Source organism: Helicobacter himalayensis (assembly GCF_001602095.1).
In the GTDB taxonomy this organism is placed as follows: domain Bacteria; phylum Campylobacterota; class Campylobacteria; order Campylobacterales; family Helicobacteraceae; genus Helicobacter_F; species Helicobacter_F himalayensis.
Window position 1 is genome coordinate 909098 of record NZ_CP014991.1, and the last position, 17373, is coordinate 926470.

General features: G+C 41.1%; 12 protein-coding genes and 1 pseudogene. 4 read left to right on the plus strand and 9 right to left on the minus strand.

All coding sequences use genetic code 11. The annotated features are described in order from the left end of the window. Positions 1 to 9: 9 nt before the first annotated feature. Both A3217_RS04415 and A3217_RS09715 read right to left on the minus strand, forming a co-directional pair. Positions 10 to 2583 carry an ATP-dependent Clp protease ATP-binding subunit gene (locus A3217_RS04415; RefSeq protein ID WP_066388420.1) on the minus strand — a complete coding sequence of 858 codons (2574 nt, stop codon included), beginning with the start codon at positions 2581 to 2583 and terminating at the stop codon, positions 10 to 12. 307 nt (positions 2584 to 2890) lie between these two features. Then, positions 2891 to 3223: pseudogene (locus A3217_RS09715) on the minus strand (methyl-accepting chemotaxis protein); the annotation flags it as partial. A 1493-nt stretch (positions 3224 to 4716) separates the two neighbouring features. On the opposite strand from A3217_RS09715, the gene A3217_RS04425 reads away from it, so the two are divergent. Beyond that, positions 4717 to 5130 carry a hypothetical protein gene (locus A3217_RS04425; RefSeq protein WP_066388425.1) on the plus strand — a complete coding sequence of 138 codons (414 nt, stop codon included), beginning with the start codon at positions 4717 to 4719 and terminating at the stop codon, positions 5128 to 5130. A gap of 74 nt (positions 5131 to 5204) precedes the next feature. Here the strand turns inward: A3217_RS04425 and A3217_RS04430 are convergent, their stop codons facing one another. The 6 genes from A3217_RS04430 to A3217_RS04455 form a co-directional block, all read right to left on the minus strand. After that, the gene (locus A3217_RS04430) at positions 5205 to 5516 is read right to left on the minus strand and encodes a hypothetical protein (protein WP_066388428.1); all 312 of its coding nucleotides are present in this window, start codon (positions 5514 to 5516) and stop codon (positions 5205 to 5207) included. Positions 5517 to 5531: 15 nt separating this feature from the next. Then, positions 5532 to 7061: a DUF5644 domain-containing protein gene (locus A3217_RS04435; RefSeq protein ID WP_066388431.1), complete on the minus strand. Its 1530-nt coding sequence runs from the start codon at positions 7059 to 7061 to the stop codon at positions 5532 to 5534. Beyond that, positions 7054 to 7536: a hypothetical protein gene (locus tag A3217_RS04440; protein WP_066388433.1), complete on the minus strand. Its 483-nt coding sequence runs from the start codon at positions 7534 to 7536 to the stop codon at positions 7054 to 7056. The genes A3217_RS04435 and A3217_RS04440 overlap by 8 nt, the downstream gene beginning before the upstream one ends. A gap of 10 nt (positions 7537 to 7546) precedes the next feature. Then, positions 7547 to 9391: a M3 family oligoendopeptidase gene (locus tag A3217_RS04445; protein WP_082807871.1), complete on the minus strand. Its 1845-nt coding sequence runs from the start codon at positions 9389 to 9391 to the stop codon at positions 7547 to 7549. A 58-nt stretch (positions 9392 to 9449) separates the two neighbouring features. Continuing rightward, the gene (hisS, locus tag A3217_RS04450; RefSeq protein WP_066388435.1) at positions 9450 to 10775 is read right to left on the minus strand and encodes a histidine--tRNA ligase; all 1326 of its coding nucleotides are present in this window, start codon (positions 10773 to 10775) and stop codon (positions 9450 to 9452) included. Between the two features lie 81 nt (positions 10776 to 10856). Beyond that, positions 10857 to 11237, minus strand: a complete 381-nt coding sequence (locus A3217_RS04455) for a hypothetical protein (protein WP_156471850.1) — start codon at positions 11235 to 11237, stop codon at positions 10857 to 10859. A 60-nt stretch (positions 11238 to 11297) separates the two neighbouring features. On the opposite strand from A3217_RS04455, the gene A3217_RS04460 reads away from it, so the two are divergent. The 3 genes from A3217_RS04460 (at position 11298) to A3217_RS04470 (ending at position 14944) form a co-directional block, all read left to right on the plus strand. Continuing rightward, positions 11298 to 11489, plus strand: a complete 192-nt coding sequence (locus tag A3217_RS04460) for a hypothetical protein (RefSeq protein ID WP_066388439.1) — start codon at positions 11298 to 11300, stop codon at positions 11487 to 11489. A gap of 27 nt (positions 11490 to 11516) precedes the next feature. Continuing rightward, positions 11517 to 12962: an L-aspartate oxidase gene (nadB, locus tag A3217_RS04465; RefSeq protein WP_066388442.1), complete on the plus strand. Its 1446-nt coding sequence runs from the start codon at positions 11517 to 11519 to the stop codon at positions 12960 to 12962. Between the two features lie 89 nt (positions 12963 to 13051). Continuing rightward, positions 13052 to 14944: a tetratricopeptide repeat-containing glycosyltransferase family protein gene (locus A3217_RS04470; protein WP_066388445.1), complete on the plus strand. Its 1893-nt coding sequence runs from the start codon at positions 13052 to 13054 to the stop codon at positions 14942 to 14944. Between the two features lie 19 nt (positions 14945 to 14963). Here the strand turns inward: A3217_RS04470 and pbpC are convergent, their stop codons facing one another. Next, positions 14964 to 17324: a penicillin-binding protein 1C gene (pbpC, locus tag A3217_RS04475; protein ID WP_066388449.1), complete on the minus strand. Its 2361-nt coding sequence runs from the start codon at positions 17322 to 17324 to the stop codon at positions 14964 to 14966. Between the last annotated feature and the right edge of the window lie 49 nt (positions 17325 to 17373).

The following is a 17373-nucleotide window of genomic DNA, read 5'->3' on the forward strand; positions in this document are numbered from 1 at the left end:
GCAAAAATCCTATGAAATTTTTACGCTAATTTCCTCATTTTTTATTCCAAACTCGACTTTTGAGCCTTCTTTGATTTCATCTTTTAAGATTAAATCCGCGAGTCTGTCCTCTATTTCTTCATACAGTGCGCGTTTGAGCGGTCTTGCGCCATAGATTGGGTCAAATCCAGCTTTGGCAATAAACTCTTTTGCAGGCTTTGTGAGCGTGATTTCGATACCTTTTTCAGCCACGATTCTTGCAATATGTGAAAACATAATATCCACAATCCCCACAATCGCGCCCATATCAAGTGGGTTGAAAATCACAATATCATCAAGGCGATTTAAAAATTCTGGCTTAAAATAGTGTTTCAAAAGTTCTTTGACGCGAGATTCTCGCTCAAGTTTGTCGGTAGTCTCTAAAATCTTATCGCTTCCGATATTGCTCGTCAAAATAATAATGGTGTTTGAAAAATCCACCACAACACCCTTATTGTCCGTCAAGCGCCCATCATCAAGCACCTGCAAAAGGATATTAAACACATCAGGGTGTGCCTTTTCAATCTCATCAAAAAGCACGACAGAATAAGGCTTACGTCTAACTGCCTCTGTGAGCTGTCCGCCCTCCTCATAGCCCACATAGCCCGGTGCTGCGCCAACCAAACGACTAACGGAATGCTTTTCCATATATTCGCTCATATCGATTCGGATAAGGTTTTTTGTGCTATCAAATAAAAAATTTGCGAGGCTTTTTGCACTTTGCGTTTTTCCCACACCTGTGGGTCCAAGGAAGAGAAAGCTTCCGATTGGGCGTGAAGATTCATTTAATCCGGCTTTATTGCGTTTGATTGTGCGAGAGATAGCGTGCAAAGCCTCATCTTGCCCCACCACGCTTTTTGCAAGCTCAGATTCAATACCCAAAATGCGCTCTTTTTGACTCTGCAACATTTTGCTTACAGGGATTTGCGTCCATCGGCTGACAATCCCCGCGATAATCTCCTCTGTCACAGCATTTTTAAGCAATGTGCCATCTTTTTGCATAGTTTCCCATTTCTCTTGCAGTTTTCGCTCTTTTTCCTGTGCTTCTGGGATTTTGCCATAATCAATTTCTGCAGCTTTATTAAAATCGCCCGCTCTCTTTGCCAGCTCGGATTGACTTTGTAGAGAATCTACCTCGCTTTTTAGCTCGGCGATTTGGCGGAAAATATTTTTTTCATTTTCAAACTGCCCCTCCAGACGTGCTTTTTCCTCATTATAATCTCCTAGCTCTTTTTGTATTTCCTCTAATCGCGCAGTGTTAGCCTTTTCGCCCTCCATATTAAGTGCCTGCTTTTCGACTTCAAGGCTTTGGATTTGACGCTTAATCTTGCTAAGTTCATAAGGCTCGGATTCTATTTGCATTTTAAGCTCCGCTGCGCCCTCATCAATCAAATCAATTGCCTTATCAGGCAAAAATCTATCCGGAATATAACGTTGAGAAAGCTTCACAGCAGCCACAAGCGCGGTGTCTGTGATATTGACATTATGATGTGCTTCTAGCTTTTGTTTAATCCCGCGCAGGATTTGCAACGCCTCATTTGTATTGGGCTCATTGAGTGTTATTGGCTGGAATCGCCTTGTGAGCGCGGCATCTTTTTCAAAATATTTGCGATATTCCTTAAGCGTAGTTGCGCCAATTGTATGCAACTCACCGCGCGCTAATGCAGGCTTTAGGATATTTGCCGCGTCCATACTGCCTTCACTTGCGCCCGCACCCACGATTGTATGAATCTCATCGATGAATAAAATCACATTCCCACTTTTTTTAACTTCATTAATAACAGCCTTTAAACGCTCTTCAAACTCGCCTCTATACTTCGCGCCTGCGATAAGTGCGCTCATATCAAGGGCAATAACGCGTTTGTTTTGTAAGCTTAGAGGCACATTTTTTGCCACGATTTTTTGTGCTAATCCTTCCACCGCAGCAGTTTTCCCCACGCCGGGCTCACCGAGTAAGATTGGATTATTTTTTGTCTTGCGGATAAGAATCTGCATCATTGCCGTGATTTCCTCATCGCGCCCGATAACTGGATCAATCTTATTTTCAAGCGCCTTTTTGGTTAGGTCGATTCCATATTTTTCTAAGGATTCAAAGTTATCATCATCATTTTGGTCTTGGATTTTCGCGCCTGCACGGATAGCCTGCAAAGTTTTTTTTAGCTCGCTTATATCCATATATTTGTCAAAAATCTCCCTAAACGCGCAATCCTGCACATTTGCGATTAAAAAAGTATCCACCGCCACATAGCTATCGCCATTTTTCGTAGCCTCACCGAGCGCGAGATTGAGCGCATCACTAAGGGATTTTGAGATACTAAGATTTTCCTTTGATACACTTGAAGCCTTAGGAAGCTTATCTACCACACTGCGCGCTTCTAGCTCGATTGGGGTTTTGTCAATATTACATTTATTAAGCGCTTGATTAAGCAGTGATTGAGAATCGCTCAAAAGCGCCCAATACATATGCGCAGGGGTGATTTCCGCGTTTTTGCTATGCAACGCCAAAGCCGCGGCACTATCGAGTGTTTGTTTGAGTTGATTGGTGAGTTTTTCAAAAATATTCATACTATTCTCCTAAAAATAAAATATGCTTGCTTAAACAAATTTTCTCAAAGTTTAAGTGTGGTCGCATTATATAAGTTTAGTCATTTAATGTCAAGTTTATTTATACAAATACTTATAGTTTTACGCAAGATTTGAAGCGTTAAGGAATAGCAGATTCTGCATTGTAACGCCACTATGTGCGCAAAAGTTACGCGTTTTTGGCTTTTTGTGCGATTGCATCAATTGTCTGCAAGCTAGATTCTAGCTTTTGGCTTACAGCGCTAAAAGCACCCAACACACCCTGTATCTGCTCGGCAGTATTGATGGTGTTTGCACTTTGAGAATTTATCCCATTCGTAACCTGATTGACGCATTCTTGGATTATCTGCAAGCTTCGCTTTGAGTCTTGGCTTTCGCTTTCTAATTGTTCAAAAATCTCGGATTGTTCCTTTGCTGCGAGTGTGATTTCATCGATATTGCCCGTCAAAAGATTGATACTTGCTTCAATTTCTTGCAGGCTTTTTTGTGTGGATTCTGCAAGCTTGCGCACTTCATCAGCCACGACTGCAAAGCCTCTGCCGTGCTCGCCCGCACGCGCTGCCTCAATGGCAGCATTAAGCGCTAGTAAATTTGTCTGACTCGCAATCCCATCGATAAAAGTAAGCACATTTTTAATCTGTTCAATACTTGAGCCCAAATCCTGAAGTTTCGCGCTTAGCTCATTTTGAGTTTGAATGCTAGAATCTAGGCGCACAAGCAAATCCTCTAAATTTTTCCCTGCACTCTCAAACTGCCCCTGCTCTTGCAAAATCGTATTTTGAGAATCTTTCGCGCTTGCAACGCTAGATTCTAAGATGCTTGCGAGATTTTCGCCGGATTGAATGCTTGATTTTGCCTGCACACTTATGCTTTGGAGCTGTGATTGCAGTTCTGTAACCTGCACTCTTATGGTATGCAAGCCCTCTGCGCGCTTGCTTTCCTCGTGCTGTTGGTTTTGGATTTTGCTTTCAAGCTGTTTTGTTAAATTGCTAATTGCCGCAGAATCTAGATATTGCGCTTGCGCGCTTGGTTGAGCGCAAGCGCTGTCTTTACTCGCAGATTCTGTGTTTTTGTGGGAAAGCGTAGTGAAGGCCTGTAAAAGTTGTGCAGAATCTTGCCTAAGCGCGCTTAAATCCCTAAATGCGCCAAAGCTTATAACAACAAGTAGCAACACCAAAACGCCAAGAGCGCAAAGCAAAATAATGCTTAACAAGCCCAACCCCTTAAATGCACCAAAAAATGAAGTCGCGCCCTGCTCTTTAGTAAGGGATTGTGAAAAAGGATTTGCTTTTTGAGAATCCACTTTTTGGGAATCCAGTGTGTGTTGAGAATCTTTCAAAAAACTTGTATTACTCGCATAGACCTTATTAAGCAACAAAGTGTAGATTTTTTCGAAAATTTGTTGCAGTTCCTGCGCCATTTTTTGAGAATCTTCAACTTCTAGCGCGCTTGAAATCTGTGTGTAGTAGGACTTTGCCTCATTGTCGTTTTTGACAAAACTCTCATTCCAGCTTTTCACCATCGCAACGATAAGCGCGTGATTTTGTCTATCTTGCGGATTTACAAAAAGATTTGTAAGTCTTGTATGCACCTGTCCTAGGAAATCAAACTGCTCGAGTATATCTTGATTTTGCAACAAAAAATCCGCAATTTCAGAATCCTTTGCAAGTTGCGCAGAAATATCCTCCTTTGCCTGCAAAATGCTTACTATACGCGCGCTTTCAAATCCTTTGCGCTCAAAACCTACAAGGACAAAAAACACCACACAAGCCAATAAAAAAATCACAAGCAAAATAAGAAGCTTGTTTTTCAGTCTAAGCGCGGGATTTGTGGAGTTTGTAACCGATAAATCTTGAATGGCTTGCATTGTATATCCTTACAAAAATAAAGTGATTTTAAGCGATTTTCCAGCAAGTTTTATTCCACTTAATGTATCTCCGCAGTCAAAACCACAACTTGTGTCTCCACGCACACACTCGGCGTTTTTTTTGATTAATAAGAATTTTAGTTTCTCGCGTTGTTAAGACTTAGAATTCTGTATTTTTACGCTTGAAATTTAGAGTTTAAAAAAAATTAGATATAATAAAAGCTTTGAAAATATCCAAAGGCATAGCAATGGAAAATCTCTCGCCACAGGCATTTTTTATATTAGTGAGTTTTTTTTCTACGATTCTTATTGTGCTCATTGTGCTACTTTATCTTTTTGGTCCTTCACCCAAAAAACGCACGCAAGTGGCGGAGGAGGAAAATAGCACGCATACGATTGATACTATTATGGCGATTTTGGACAATCAAAAAAGCACGCCTCAACAATTGCAAAAGGCTGTTAATATATTTTTTGATGAGTATGATTCTATGGATTTGAGCGACTACAAGAAAAAAGCTTTTTTCTTCGCGCTGGTGATACATAAAAATGTCTCCACAGAATTGATTTTGCAAGTTGATGAGGATTTGAAAAAGCTTAATCCCAACATGGAGCGCGAACTAACCAAAACGCTCAATCGCGCACTTGATGCAAGAGGGGCGTAATCATAAGTTTTTTTTAAGATTTAATCCCAACGGAAAGCATCTTAAGCCTTATCAACAAGATATGGCACATTCTTTTATATCTTTTTGTTAATTTTATTTTCAAAATCTTTTCGTAGGCGTTCTTCTTGTTCGTGCGCGGTTTGTTTAGCGCGCTTTTTCTCTTCTAGGCGCTCTTTTTCTATCATAAGCTTGCGCTCCCTGCTCTCGCGGATTTTCTGCATATATTGTTCGCGCCTTTGTGGATCTTGGTATTGGATTGGCTTCATAAACATCACACCTAGCACAATCATAAAAAGCACAAGCGCCATCGATGGATCGCTTCCGCCAAAATGAAACCACAGAGCACCCACAAGCGCTGCGCAAAAAAACTTCAAAAATAATTTCATTTTAAGCTCGCTCCTTTAGGGTTTTGGATTTAGTGTGCTGGAATAGAGATCAAGATGGCTTATGATGGGAATCTTCGCATAATCTCGCGGCAGGCTTTTTTGTGCATCTTTCAAGCCATTAAGCCAACTAAGCGATGAAGTGGCAATGTAATCAACGCCGAGATTTTCTAAGTCAAGTAATTGTTTGCTAAAGCATTTTTGCGCTAAGTTTTTATCCTGCATTGTGGCAAAATTTGCTGGTGCTGACATATTTGCGCGCTTTATCAATAAAAAAGAATTAGCAGGATTATTACTTAGAAACGCACCTTTTTGAGTATTTAGGTTCAAAGTGGAATTTTTAAGCAAAGAATCTAAAAGCGCGATTTTAGATTCTTGTATTTTGTTTTGGTGAAATTCCACACCTTGCTTTGTAAATAGTGCAAAGTTTTTAGATTCTCTTAATTCCGCTTCCACGCTCTGCGCCCACAAATACGCGTCCTCCTCGATAAACACAAGCAGCGCATTGTGCTTTTGAGCAAGCGCAAGATTATACGCCATATCAAAAAATGCGCACTCTAAATCGTGCAGATTCTGTCTTGCGCCTTTATAAGCGCGCAGTTTTGGTGGATTAGCAAGAAGGTTAAAATCTTTTAAAAAAAATTGCGCTCTTTTTTGCAATGCTTTAAATTGAGGTGTTTTAAGCCCACGCGCATACGCGCTAAAAAGAAGTATTTGAGAATCCACACTTGCATCTGCGGGATTTGTGTCTCGTGTATTATTTAACAAGCGAGATTCATTAAGTGATAGCTGAAAGGGTTTTTTAAAAAAGCAGCATTTTTTAGATTTAAAATACTGCACCATAAGGCTAAAAATCGCCTCGCTAATGGGCGCATTATCCGCAGTTTTGACAAAGTTTAGCAAGCCATTTTTATGCGTGGCAATATACTCTATCAGCGCGTGGCTTTGCACCTTGTAGAGTTTGCATAAATGCCACACATAATAGAGAAATCCATCGCCCAAATATTCACCACTTACACCATCTTCGATATTTTCTTGCGCGCTGGTAAAGTTATATTTCAAAAATGGTAAAAGTGCTTGTGTGGCGTGCTTTTCCTCAATAAAAGAAAATTTCTGAAAAAACTCTTTGTATTTAGGAAGTAATGTGTCATAACTAAGCGAAAAATCTTTCAACGCGTATTTTGTGCTCAATGGCTCGCATATTAGCTCTGCTCCAAACTTTGCCACAACGCTAGAAAGCGCGCAATCTTTAAAAAACGCCTTGCCATTAATGCGAAAAGCTGGAATTTCTATATTGAGAGTATCGCTAGCCATTTTTAGAGAATCGCTTTCCAAACAAGCATTTTTTTGCACAAGATTCTCTTGTGTGCTTGTAAGTGCGGGCGCAAAGTTTTGCTCCAAAGCAAAGCCTGCCATATTTGTTTGAAAAAATTTCAACAAATCACTAAGGCAAAAAAACGAAGATTGCGTCATTTCTAACTTTTGATAATATGGCAAATAATCCCTGTCTGCTTCAAAGCGAAAGACTTCAACATAAATTTTATTCATCGCTATCTTTCAAAAGGTGGAAATTTGCTGGATTTGAAGCAAGTGCTAAAAAAGAATGCTCTAAGCCCTCCTCTATCTCCTCTTCGCTACTTTCTAGCTTATTGTAAAGTTTAGAATTGCCCACATTAACAAAAAGCGAGACTTCTTGCAAAAGCTGTGGGTCTTGCAAGAGAATCTGCACAACTCCTTCATATTCAATACTCACCACACTGCCAAAATTTTGCGAACCAAAGCCCGCCTCAAAACTAATGCAATGCGTCTCAAACTCGATACTTTCAAAAGTGTAGCCCGCAAGCACAAAAAGACTAAGCTCATCAATGTCTTTTGCAATATCCTCTGGTAAGCTCGGGTCAAAATGCGTCTTTGAAATATCACACAAAATGCTAAAAGAAATACCCTCCTGCACCAAAAGCGCGAGAATCTCCTTTGCGTGCTTTACAAGAAGTTTTTGAAGCTGTGGATTTTTTAATACCATTTACACACCTTTAGAGTAATTCCTCAAATTCGTTAAACAGCTTATATACCTCGTTCATACCAAGCGCCCAAAATTCAGAATCTTCGATATTAAGCCCAAACTTTTTAATCAAATCTTTTGGACTTTTGCTCCCGCCAAGAGAAAGAAACTCGATATAGGTTTTGATAAATTTTTCCCTCTCCTGCTTGCTTTGCGCCTTTTTATATAAGCCAAAAAGCGCTAGCACAAGCAATTGCCCATAAGAATACGCATAGCAGTAAAATGGCGAGTGAATAAAATGCGGGATATAACTCCACCACGAAGCGTAGTTTTTGGTAAGCTTAAGAGAATCTCCAAACATTTTTTCATTCTCTTCAAGCCAGATTCTGTCAAATTCCTGTGAGCTCAACTCGCCTTGCGTGCTATGAATCTTGCGCTCAAAGTTTGTCATCACGATTTGACGAAAAAGCGTTGAAAACACATCTTCTAGCTTGCCGGTATAAAGTGGCAGCAATTCCTCTTTACTAAGCGTTTTTTTCAGCCTATCAAAAAGAAGCATTTCAGCAAACACAGACGCGGTTTCTGCGGTGGTGAGTGGCGTATCCATATTGAGATAGCCGACTTTTTTACTAAGCTCTTGATGCACCATATGTCCGAACTCGTGTGCGATTGTGAAAGCATCACGCCTTGAATTTGTGTAATTTAAAAGCACAAATGGATGCGCACTAGGCACGCAACCATGGCTAAATGCCCCACCTCGCTTATTTGGTTTAGGGTGAGAATCCACCCAACCGGCCTTAATCGCCTCTCTTGCGATTTTGCCAAAAATCGGACTGAATTCATCAAATGCCTCCAGCACGAAATTCAATGCTTCATCATAGGGCAGATTTCCGACGTTTTTTTGCTTTTTAAACTCTAGCGGTGCATATCTATCATAATCTTTAAGCTCTTTAATCCCAAGCAAACGCGCTTTGTGTGTGTAATATTTTTGCACCACATCAAAATTTGTATTCACCACTTCGATGAGCTTATCCACGCTTTTTTGTGGGATAGAGTTTGAGAGGTGGCGCGCGCTCTCACTCTTTGGATACCCGCGCAGTTCTTTTTCAAGCGCGACATCTTTACGCACGACATTAAGGATATAAGTAAGCAAATGGCGCGATTTGTTTAAGCCCTTTGTAAAGCTTTTTTGCGCACTCTTGCGGGTTTTGCGCTCACTACTATGCAACAAAGAGAGTATTTCTTCCTCGCTTATTTGCTTTTTGTCAAATTTAAAGCGCATTTGCGCCAAATGCTCATCAAACAAGCGCGCAAAGCCTTCGCACGCAATGGGCGAAGTTTTTAGCAGAATTTGCTCTTCTTTGAGTGTGAGTGTATGCTTTGCGTGCGCGCCTAGTTTTTGCAAATAGAAAGTGTAATGTGGTGCATTTTTAGCAATTTCTTCACGCAAAGAATCGCTAAACCTCGCAAGCTCTAATTCAAAAAAAAGCAAGTCGTTATGCGCCTTTTGTGCACGTTCCTCAAAGTCAGCATACAGCGCGCCCTTGCTTGTATCTTGTGCAAAAATCAAAAATGCATAAGCAAGAATGCGCCCTGTCTGCTCGCAAAGATTCTCATATTGTTTGATAATGGCTTCAAACTGCGCTGGTGGAATAGAATCTAGCTTGTCGTAAAATTTTTCATTGAAAGCTTTGCAGTCATTTTGAAGTTTGACGCACGCGCTTTGGGCACGCTTTTGAGAAGGAAAAAGGGCTTTTAGATTCCATTTATTTTGTGTTGGAATGGAAATTTTACGCGCGGGGTTAATTGTCGCGTTAGTTTTTGTGGCTATTTCTTTTGTTCGTGCTTTTGGCGTGTTTTTAGAATCTGTGTTCATCGTTAATCCTTTTTAGGGTTTAAGCTAGGATTCTACCCCTTGCATTTTAACTTCTTGCTTAATCCTCTTTAAGCAATTCTAATGCCTTCAAAAAACTAATATCCTCCATTTGCATACCACTTGTCATATTTTTGAGCGTGACGCTTTTTGCTTTAAATTCACTCTCCCCAATCACCAGCACAAACTCGTGTCCAAGCGTATCTGCATAACCAAAAGGCTTTTTAAGCTTCACAATATCGGGGTAAATTTCAATCGCAATGCCAGAGCGACGGAAAGATTCTGCCAAAGCATGCACATAGCCTAGATATTCCTTATTCATACATACGAGCAACGCGCGTGCGGAGGTAGATTTCCCACCAATAAGATTAAGCTCTTTCATTGCAGCAAGCAATCTATCCACACCAATAGACGCACCCACACCGCTCATTTTTTGCTTTGAAAAAGTTTTTGTGAGATTATCATACCGCCCACCAGAACACACACTTCCGATGCTAGGCAACGTATTTAGCACCGTTTCATACACAATGCCTGTATAATATCCAAGCCCACGCGCGATAGAGAAATTCACACGATAGCAGTCTTTATCCATTTGCAAAGGCGCGAGAATCCTATATAGCATTTCCAAATCTTCAATGCCCTCTCTTAGCTCCTCATTCCATTTTTTCAGATACGCAATGCTTTTGAAAAATTCTTCCCCAGCACCATTTTGCTTAATGCTTGTATATTGTAAAATTTCTTGCACCTTTTCTTTTGCAATGCCAACTTCAGAATCTAGCTCATTTATCACGCCTTCAGCCCCGATTTTATCAAGCTTATCAATAGCTCGCAGGACGGCATTTATCGTCTTAGATTCGCAGATTCCGAAATGCTTGCAAATGCCATTTAAAATCTTGCGATGATTAAGCCAAATACTAAATTCATCAACGCCAAGATTAACAAGCGTAGCATAAATCACCTGCAAAATCTCCGCATCACAAGAAAGCGACTCGCTTCCGATAAAGTCAAAATCACATTGCGTAAATTCCCTATAACGCCCCTTTTGCGCGCGCTCCCCTCGAAAAACATTGCCGATTGCATAACGCTTGAAAGGAAGCTCTAGCTCATTTTGGTATTGTGAAATAAAGCGCGCTAGTGGCACGGTCAAATCAAAACGCAACGCAATATCACGCCCACCGCGATCATTAAAGCGATATAGCTCTTTTTGTATCTCCTCGCTTCCCTGTTTTACCAAAATATCCGCATATTCGATATGTGGCGTCTCAATTGGCACAAAACCAAATTTTAAAAACACCTCGCTCACTCGATTAAGCAAGGTATTTTTCGCCATAGCCTCCTGTGGTAACCTATCTTTAAAACCACTTAGCGTGCGCGGGGTAACTAACATCACATTCTCCTAACTTTTGGCAAAATCAAAGCGCCCATTATACAAAAAATCTTTTAATACGCCTTTTTTGGAAGTTTTTAATTAGCCTTTTTTGATAGATTCTCTTATGCGCTCAAAAATCGCGCTTAGCTCAGAATCTTTACAATGATTGATAAAATCACCTTGTGCGCGTTCTTTGAAAGTAGCTTGTAAGGGCTTTTTTGATGCAAAATCTTGCCTAAAAGAAGTCGGGGGATTTTTGTATTTGCGCGAAACAAAGGCTTTGGCGTCTTTAAGCTTGCTAAGTGTGGGAAATTTATCCGGATAGCTTTGCAAGGTATTTATTATTCCTTTGGAGGTATAATTAAACTCTTGACAAAAAGCTGGGTGCTTGGCGACAAAAAATAAAATCTCATCTTTGTAGTAAATAAAATCTAGTACATTTTTTAAATGTGGCGTGAGATAAGCGGCTTTAAAAAGCATTATTTCATCATAAATAGCAAGCGCAGAAAACTCCGATTTGCGCTTTAGTATGGAGATAATATGACTCGATTTTTTTATGTTTTTCATAGCGTAATGATAGCATATTTACTTGCCCTTGTGGTGTGCGTGAGCGCGTGCGGATATAAAAACAGGCCCTATTATAGTGAGGAATCAAATGATGCGCCTGTAAATTCCTCGCAGATTCAGAGTATTCAACCAGAGGTGGTGCAAGAAAATGAGGATACATTTTAGGGATATTAATTTTTAAGGATTTAAGTTATGGTATTACATTATGATGTGATAATTATCGGTGCAGGCGTGGCAGGGTTGTATTGCGCGAAGCATTTGCCTAAGAATCTAAAGGTGTTGATTTTATGCAAAAGCGAGCCGTGGGAATGCAATACTTTCTACGCACAAGGTGGCATTAGCATAGCGCGGGATACTAGCGATATCGCTTCACATATGAGAGATACGATTTTAGCCGGAAGCGAGCTTAATGATACTCAAAGCGTGCAGAAGCTAAGCGAAGAGAGTTTAGATATCTTACAAGAGCTTGTAGATTCTGGATTGACACTTGATAGAGAGGCAAATGGTGCGCTTGCCTACACGCAGGAGGGCGGACATAGTCTGCCTAGGATTGTACATGCTGGTGGCGATGGCACAGGCAGGGTATTGCATACATTTTTGATACATTCCTTGCAGCACACACTTTGGAAAAGCGCGTGTGTGGTGGATTTACTCCTAGAAGATGATGTGTGCTATGGTGTAAATGTCGAAACAAAAAAAGGTATGGTGCAAATTTATAGCAATCATATCGTTATCGCAAGTGGTGGCGTTGGCGGGCTTTTCAAATATCATACAAATGCTTACACGATAAGTAGCGACCTACAAGGCATTATTTTAGAGCATAACTTAGAGCTAGCAAATATGGAAATGTTGCAATTTCACCCAACCGTCTATGTCGAAGCAAAAAGCGCGCGCAAACTCCTTATTAGTGAGGCTGTGAGGGGTGAAGGCGGGAAAGTAATAGATTCTCAAGGCAAACGCTTTTTATTTGAATACGACAAAAGAGGCGAGCTTGCTCCACGTGATATTGTGGCGCGTGCGATTGTGGATTATTGCGCAAAAAACAAGCAAAAAGCATTTTTAGATTTAAGTGCTTTTAAAGGTGAGGACTTTAAGAAAAGATTCCCAAATATTTATAGGGAGCTAAACGCGTGCAGGCTTGATATACCGCGCGAGCTTGTGCCTATTTCGCCGGCGTTTCACTACTGCATGGGCGGGATTTTGACAGATATGAGCGCACGCGTAAAGGGAGTGAAAAATCTCTATGCGATTGGTGAATGTGCCTATAATGGTGTGCATGGGGCTAATCGCCTCGCATCAAATTCTTTGCTAGAAGGACTTGTATTTGGCAAAAGCGCCGCACTTGAAATCCTTAACTCCACACGCGCCAACCCAACACGCCATTTTCCGCTTTTAGACCAAGCGCTGGAAAAAGAAGGCGATATGCGACTAAGGGATTTGCTACGCGAGATTATGTGGCAGAAAGTTGGCATTATACGAAGTAAAGATAGCCTAAATAGTGCGCTTGGCGGGATTGAAGTTATGCTAGAATCAAACATTGGACGTATGCTAAAACTTCGCCTGCTTGTAGCACGCAACATCGTGCAATCCGCCCTAAAGCGCCAAAAAAGCAAAGGAGCACATTATCGAGTGGATTAAAATCTTAACCATTGCGCGTAACTACAATTTCTTTTAAACTTGGAGCGGATTTTGCTTAAGCAAACATAAAATCCACAAGGCATAATTTTATGGAATTAATCGATTTTTCACATAATGATTTGGAGCACAAGAAACAGCTTTGCGCCCAAAGTCTCGAAGCTGGCAAATATGGCACGTGCGTGGAGCTGTGCGTGGAGATTTTAAGTCAGTATCCTGAGGACACACAGAGCTGGAATCTCGCTGGACTTGTGATGTTGCAACTCAAAGACTTTGGGCGGGCGCAAGAGTATTTCGAGCAGGGGCTTAACCTTGCGCGCACGCGTTTGCAAGATTCTCAAAAGCTAATGCAAAACTTAAGCGCACAGGAGCTAAACAATAATAATGAATTACTTCAAGAATTCCAGCTAGCGTGGGGATTGTGCGAGGCTTTGTGGCTAAATTTAGCAGAATCTTTCCGCAGAAATAACGCACCTTTAGAATCTGTGAAAATCCTGCACCTCGCATTAGAGGAAATGCCCCTGTTACGCGAAAATGCGACTTTGCATTTTAATCTTGCAAAATCCTACATTGACGCGTCAATGCCCATAGAATCTGTGTCGCACTATACCACCGCCTTGCGCCTTAGCCCAAATGATTTGGGAGTGATGTTTAATCTTGCGAATGCGCAGGTGCGTTTGGAGCATTTTTCTGAAGCAATCGAGCTTTATGAGGAGGCATACAAGCGAGGATTTGTTAAGGCAGGGCTTAATTTGGCTAGCATTTACACAAAACTTGGTTACTTTTCACAAGCGCTTGAAATTTTTAAAAAAATACAACCGCATTTTAACAATGACGCGGATTTCTTCTTTAACTATGCGAATGTGTTAGGCTACACAAACGCGGATTTTGCACACGTGAAGCAATATTTTGAACGCGCCACAGAGCTAGATTCTCAAAGGGTGGATTTTTTTATCAATTACGCGCATTTTTTGCTAAAAAATCACCATTTTAGCGAAGGCTTTACATTGTATGAAATGCGAAAAAAGTTTAAAAATATGTTGCCTTTGAGTCTGCCAAATCTATGGAATCTGGGCAAAGAGGATAGACAAAGCTTTGAAAACAAAGTCGTATGTGTGCATTATGAACAGGGCTTTGGGGATTGCATTATGTTTGCGCGGTTTTTGAAAATTTTGCAAGCTTATGCTAAGGAAATAATTTTCCTCGTGCAAGAGCCGCTAAAAAGGCTCTTTGCTGATATTTTTAGCACGCAAGATTTGAGCGCACAAGATTCTTGCAATATGCCAGAGCGTGTAAATCTCGCGCCCATTAAGGTTTGCGCGAGTTTTATAGAATCTGAAAGCATTTTTGAACGCATTGATGTGAGTATTTCTCTATTGTCTCTGCCTTTGGCGCTTGGGATAAAAACACAAAGGCAAATTAGCGCAAATGCAAATTATCTAGCATATCAAACAATGCTTAGACGTGCGCTTGCACGGGGGAGCGATGAGGAGATTTATGGGCGTAAGCCTGATGTGCTAAAAATTGGGGTTTGCTGCGAAAGCAATTCTGAGTTTAGCGAAGTGAGGCTAAAAAATATTGAGCCAAAGGCACTTTTTGCGACTTTGCGAATGTGCTTTGGGAATCAAAAAAAGGTTGCGCTTTTTTCACTTTCAAAAGTTAGCGTAGAAAAAGAAGTGTGCGAGGAGTTTGCGCTTACTGATTGTTGTGAGCAAATGGGCGATTTTTTGGACACGAGGCAGATTTTGGAGCGTATGGATTTGGTGATAAGCATCGACACAGCTTTAGCGCATTTAAGTGCGAGTATGGGGAAAAGCACGCTTGTATTGCTACACAAACGTTATGATTGGCGCTATGAAAATGGTGTAAATACCTCGTGGTATGAGAATCTGCTAGGATTCACACAAAGCGAAATGGGAAAATGGGACGATGTGCTAACACATCTCTCTAGTTATCTTGCTGGCGTGTATGGGGAATATGTGTGAGATTCTCTAAAGCGATCAATTAGCGCACGATTTCAAAGCTTACAGAATCTTCGCTGCCATCTTCCCCCACGACATAGATAGTATGCACGCCCGCCTCTAGTGTGCTCTCAATTGTCGTGGTTTCCGCAGACTGGGGGAAAAATTGAGAATCTATATAGAGAAAAAGCTTTTGCTTTTTGAGATTTACAAGGCGAATGATGAGCTTTTGTTTGCCTTCAAAGTCGATTGGCTCGATAATTTTAAGCCCATTACTAGGATAGAGAATCCTAAGCGTGCGCGTAGGTTTAGAGCGCAGATGCGCCTGCAAATTGATATTTTGCAAATTATAGTAATTTAACACATTTATTGGAAGATTGAGCCGTGCAATTTTGCGTGCCTGCAAGAATCTCGAATCTAGTGAATTTACCTCATTACCCTCCATATCTACCCACACGCTTTGCAAAAACGGCGAAACACGCAAAGGCGCAGAATCTATCGGATACAGCGCGCTTAAAGATTCCACGCCTAGCTCTTTTAGCTCATCACTTAACGCATAACCCGTTGGAGAATCTAGCGCGATAGGCTTTAGCCCCTTTGGCACAAAGTCAGAATCTAGCCCTTCTAACTCACCTAAAAGCTCAAAAAGCAAGCCTCCGGCGGATTTCGCACCAAAGAGATTGCTATTTGACTCTCCCGTGAAATTTCCCACCCACACTACAAGCGTATATTTTGGCGAAGTCCCAGCCGCCCACGCGTCTTTCCTGCCGTAGCTCGTGCCACTTTTCCATGCAAAGATTTTTTTATCTTTATGAAAATTTTCTAATCCCACGCGCTCTACACGTTCCAACCCCATAAGCGTAAGATACGCAGCGCCTTCACTTAAAAAGCGCCTTGCGGGATTGCTTGTGTTTTGCGATACTTGAATATTTTGCGCTGTTTGTGAATTTGGTGGATTCTCTAAATGACGCGGAAAATAAGAAATCTTTTCAAACAGCCCATAATTCCCCAATCCTAAATAAATTGTGGCAATATCTTCCACGCTAAGCTCCTTTGTCCCAAGGATTAAAGACAGCCCATAGCGCGCATAGTCTTCATCGCTAAAGCCCAAAATATCTTTAAGTGTGAAAAAAAACTTCTCATAACCATACTCTTGCAACAAATGCACGAAAGGGATATTGAGCGATTGAGTGAGCGCATTTTGCGCGCTGATAAGCCCGTGATAACGCTTTGAAGCATTTTGCGGGGCAAATGCACCAAAAGAAAGTGGAATATCTATAAGTTTTGAGTAAGGGTGCAAAAGCCCTTCATCAATACTTAACGCATACAGCAGAGGTTTGAGCGTTGAACCCGGACTGCGATAGGCTTGGATTCCATCGATTTGCCCATAATTTTCCATATCAAAAAAATCCTGCGATCCTACATACGCAAGCACTTCCTTGCTTTGTGTGTCAATAAGAAGCGCACTAAGATTTGCAATGCCCTCATTTTGCAGACGTTTGGCATATTGTTTTGCACGTGATTCGAAGCGATTTTGGATTTGCTTATCAACGCTACTTGTAAGCGCATGATTTTGAGAATCCTTAAAAAGTCGCAAGGCGAGGTGTGGGGCTAAATTTTTACGCGGAACAAACCTTGAGGGGATAGGCTCATTTTTCGCAAGGCGAAGAATCTGCGCATCAAAATGCCCTTTTTTATGCAAACGCTCTAACAAAAAATTGCGCTTTGCTTTAAGCGCATTTGGGTTTTTTTCAAGGTTAATGAGTCCCGGCACATTTGGTAAAACCGCCAGAAGCGCAGCTTGCGCCCATGTGAGATTTTCTATCTGGTGTGGTTGCAAGCCAAAGTAAAAAAGCAACGCGCTAGAAAATCCAAGCAAATTACGCCCATAAGAGGCGTTATTAAGATACAACTCCAAAATCTCATCTTTGCTATACAACCATTCAAGGCGCGTGGCGTAGATGATTTCATCGATTTTGTTTTTGTAGGTGCGGGGTTTGTTGTTAAGAAACTTTGCCACCTGCATAGTAATAGTGCTTGCTCCCGCGCGCTTAGTGTGCGAAAAATTTTTCTTTAATGTGCGCGCAATTGCCAAAAAATCCACCCCAATATGCGAAAAAAAGCGCTTGTCTTCATATTCTAACACCGCGACCTTGAGCTTATGCGGGATTGGCGCGCTAGCTTTTAGATGCCATTGCTCATTTTGGTTTAAAAACACACTTAGAAGTTCATTGTTTCTATCTAGCAAAATTTTGCTGTAATCGTGTGCAAAAGGATCGCGCGAAGTGCGAAAGTCACCAAGCAAAGAATCTGTATAAAAAAATTTATAGAAAAAATACCCTACACAAAACGCAAAGATTCCAAACGTTGCAAGTTTGAGGGAAGTTTTTACACCAACGCGCAAAGGCATTCCTTGCAGGATTTTAAAAATTTGCAGATTCAAAAAAGTGTAA

Excerpts from the sequence above, each read along its gene's own strand:
- nadB (WP_066388442.1), top strand. The coding sequence starts at position 11,517 with ATGGTATTACATTATGATGTGATAATTATCGGTGCAGGCGTGGCAGGG.
- A3217_RS04445 (WP_082807871.1), bottom strand. The coding sequence starts at position 9,391 with ATGAACACAGATTCTAAAAACACGCCAAAAGCACGAACAAAAGAAATA.
- A3217_RS04415 (WP_066388420.1), bottom strand. The coding sequence starts at position 2,583 with ATGAATATTTTTGAAAAACTCACCAATCAACTCAAACAAACACTCGAT.
- A3217_RS04430 (WP_066388428.1), bottom strand. The coding sequence starts at position 5,516 with ATGAAATTATTTTTGAAGTTTTTTTGCGCAGCGCTTGTGGGTGCTCTG.
- A3217_RS04425 (WP_066388425.1), top strand. The coding sequence starts at position 4,717 with ATGGAAAATCTCTCGCCACAGGCATTTTTTATATTAGTGAGTTTTTTT.
- A3217_RS04460 (WP_066388439.1), top strand. The coding sequence starts at position 11,298 with ATGACTCGATTTTTTTATGTTTTTCATAGCGTAATGATAGCATATTTA.
- A3217_RS04455 (WP_156471850.1), bottom strand. The coding sequence starts at position 11,237 with ATGCTTTTTAAAGCCGCTTATCTCACGCCACATTTAAAAAATGTACTA.
- A3217_RS04440 (WP_066388433.1), bottom strand. The coding sequence starts at position 7,536 with ATGGTATTAAAAAATCCACAGCTTCAAAAACTTCTTGTAAAGCACGCA.
- hisS (WP_066388435.1), bottom strand. The coding sequence starts at position 10,775 with ATGTTAGTTACCCCGCGCACGCTAAGTGGTTTTAAAGATAGGTTACCA.
- A3217_RS04470 (WP_066388445.1), top strand. The coding sequence starts at position 13,052 with ATGGAATTAATCGATTTTTCACATAATGATTTGGAGCACAAGAAACAG.
- A3217_RS04435 (WP_066388431.1), bottom strand. The coding sequence starts at position 7,061 with ATGAATAAAATTTATGTTGAAGTCTTTCGCTTTGAAGCAGACAGGGAT.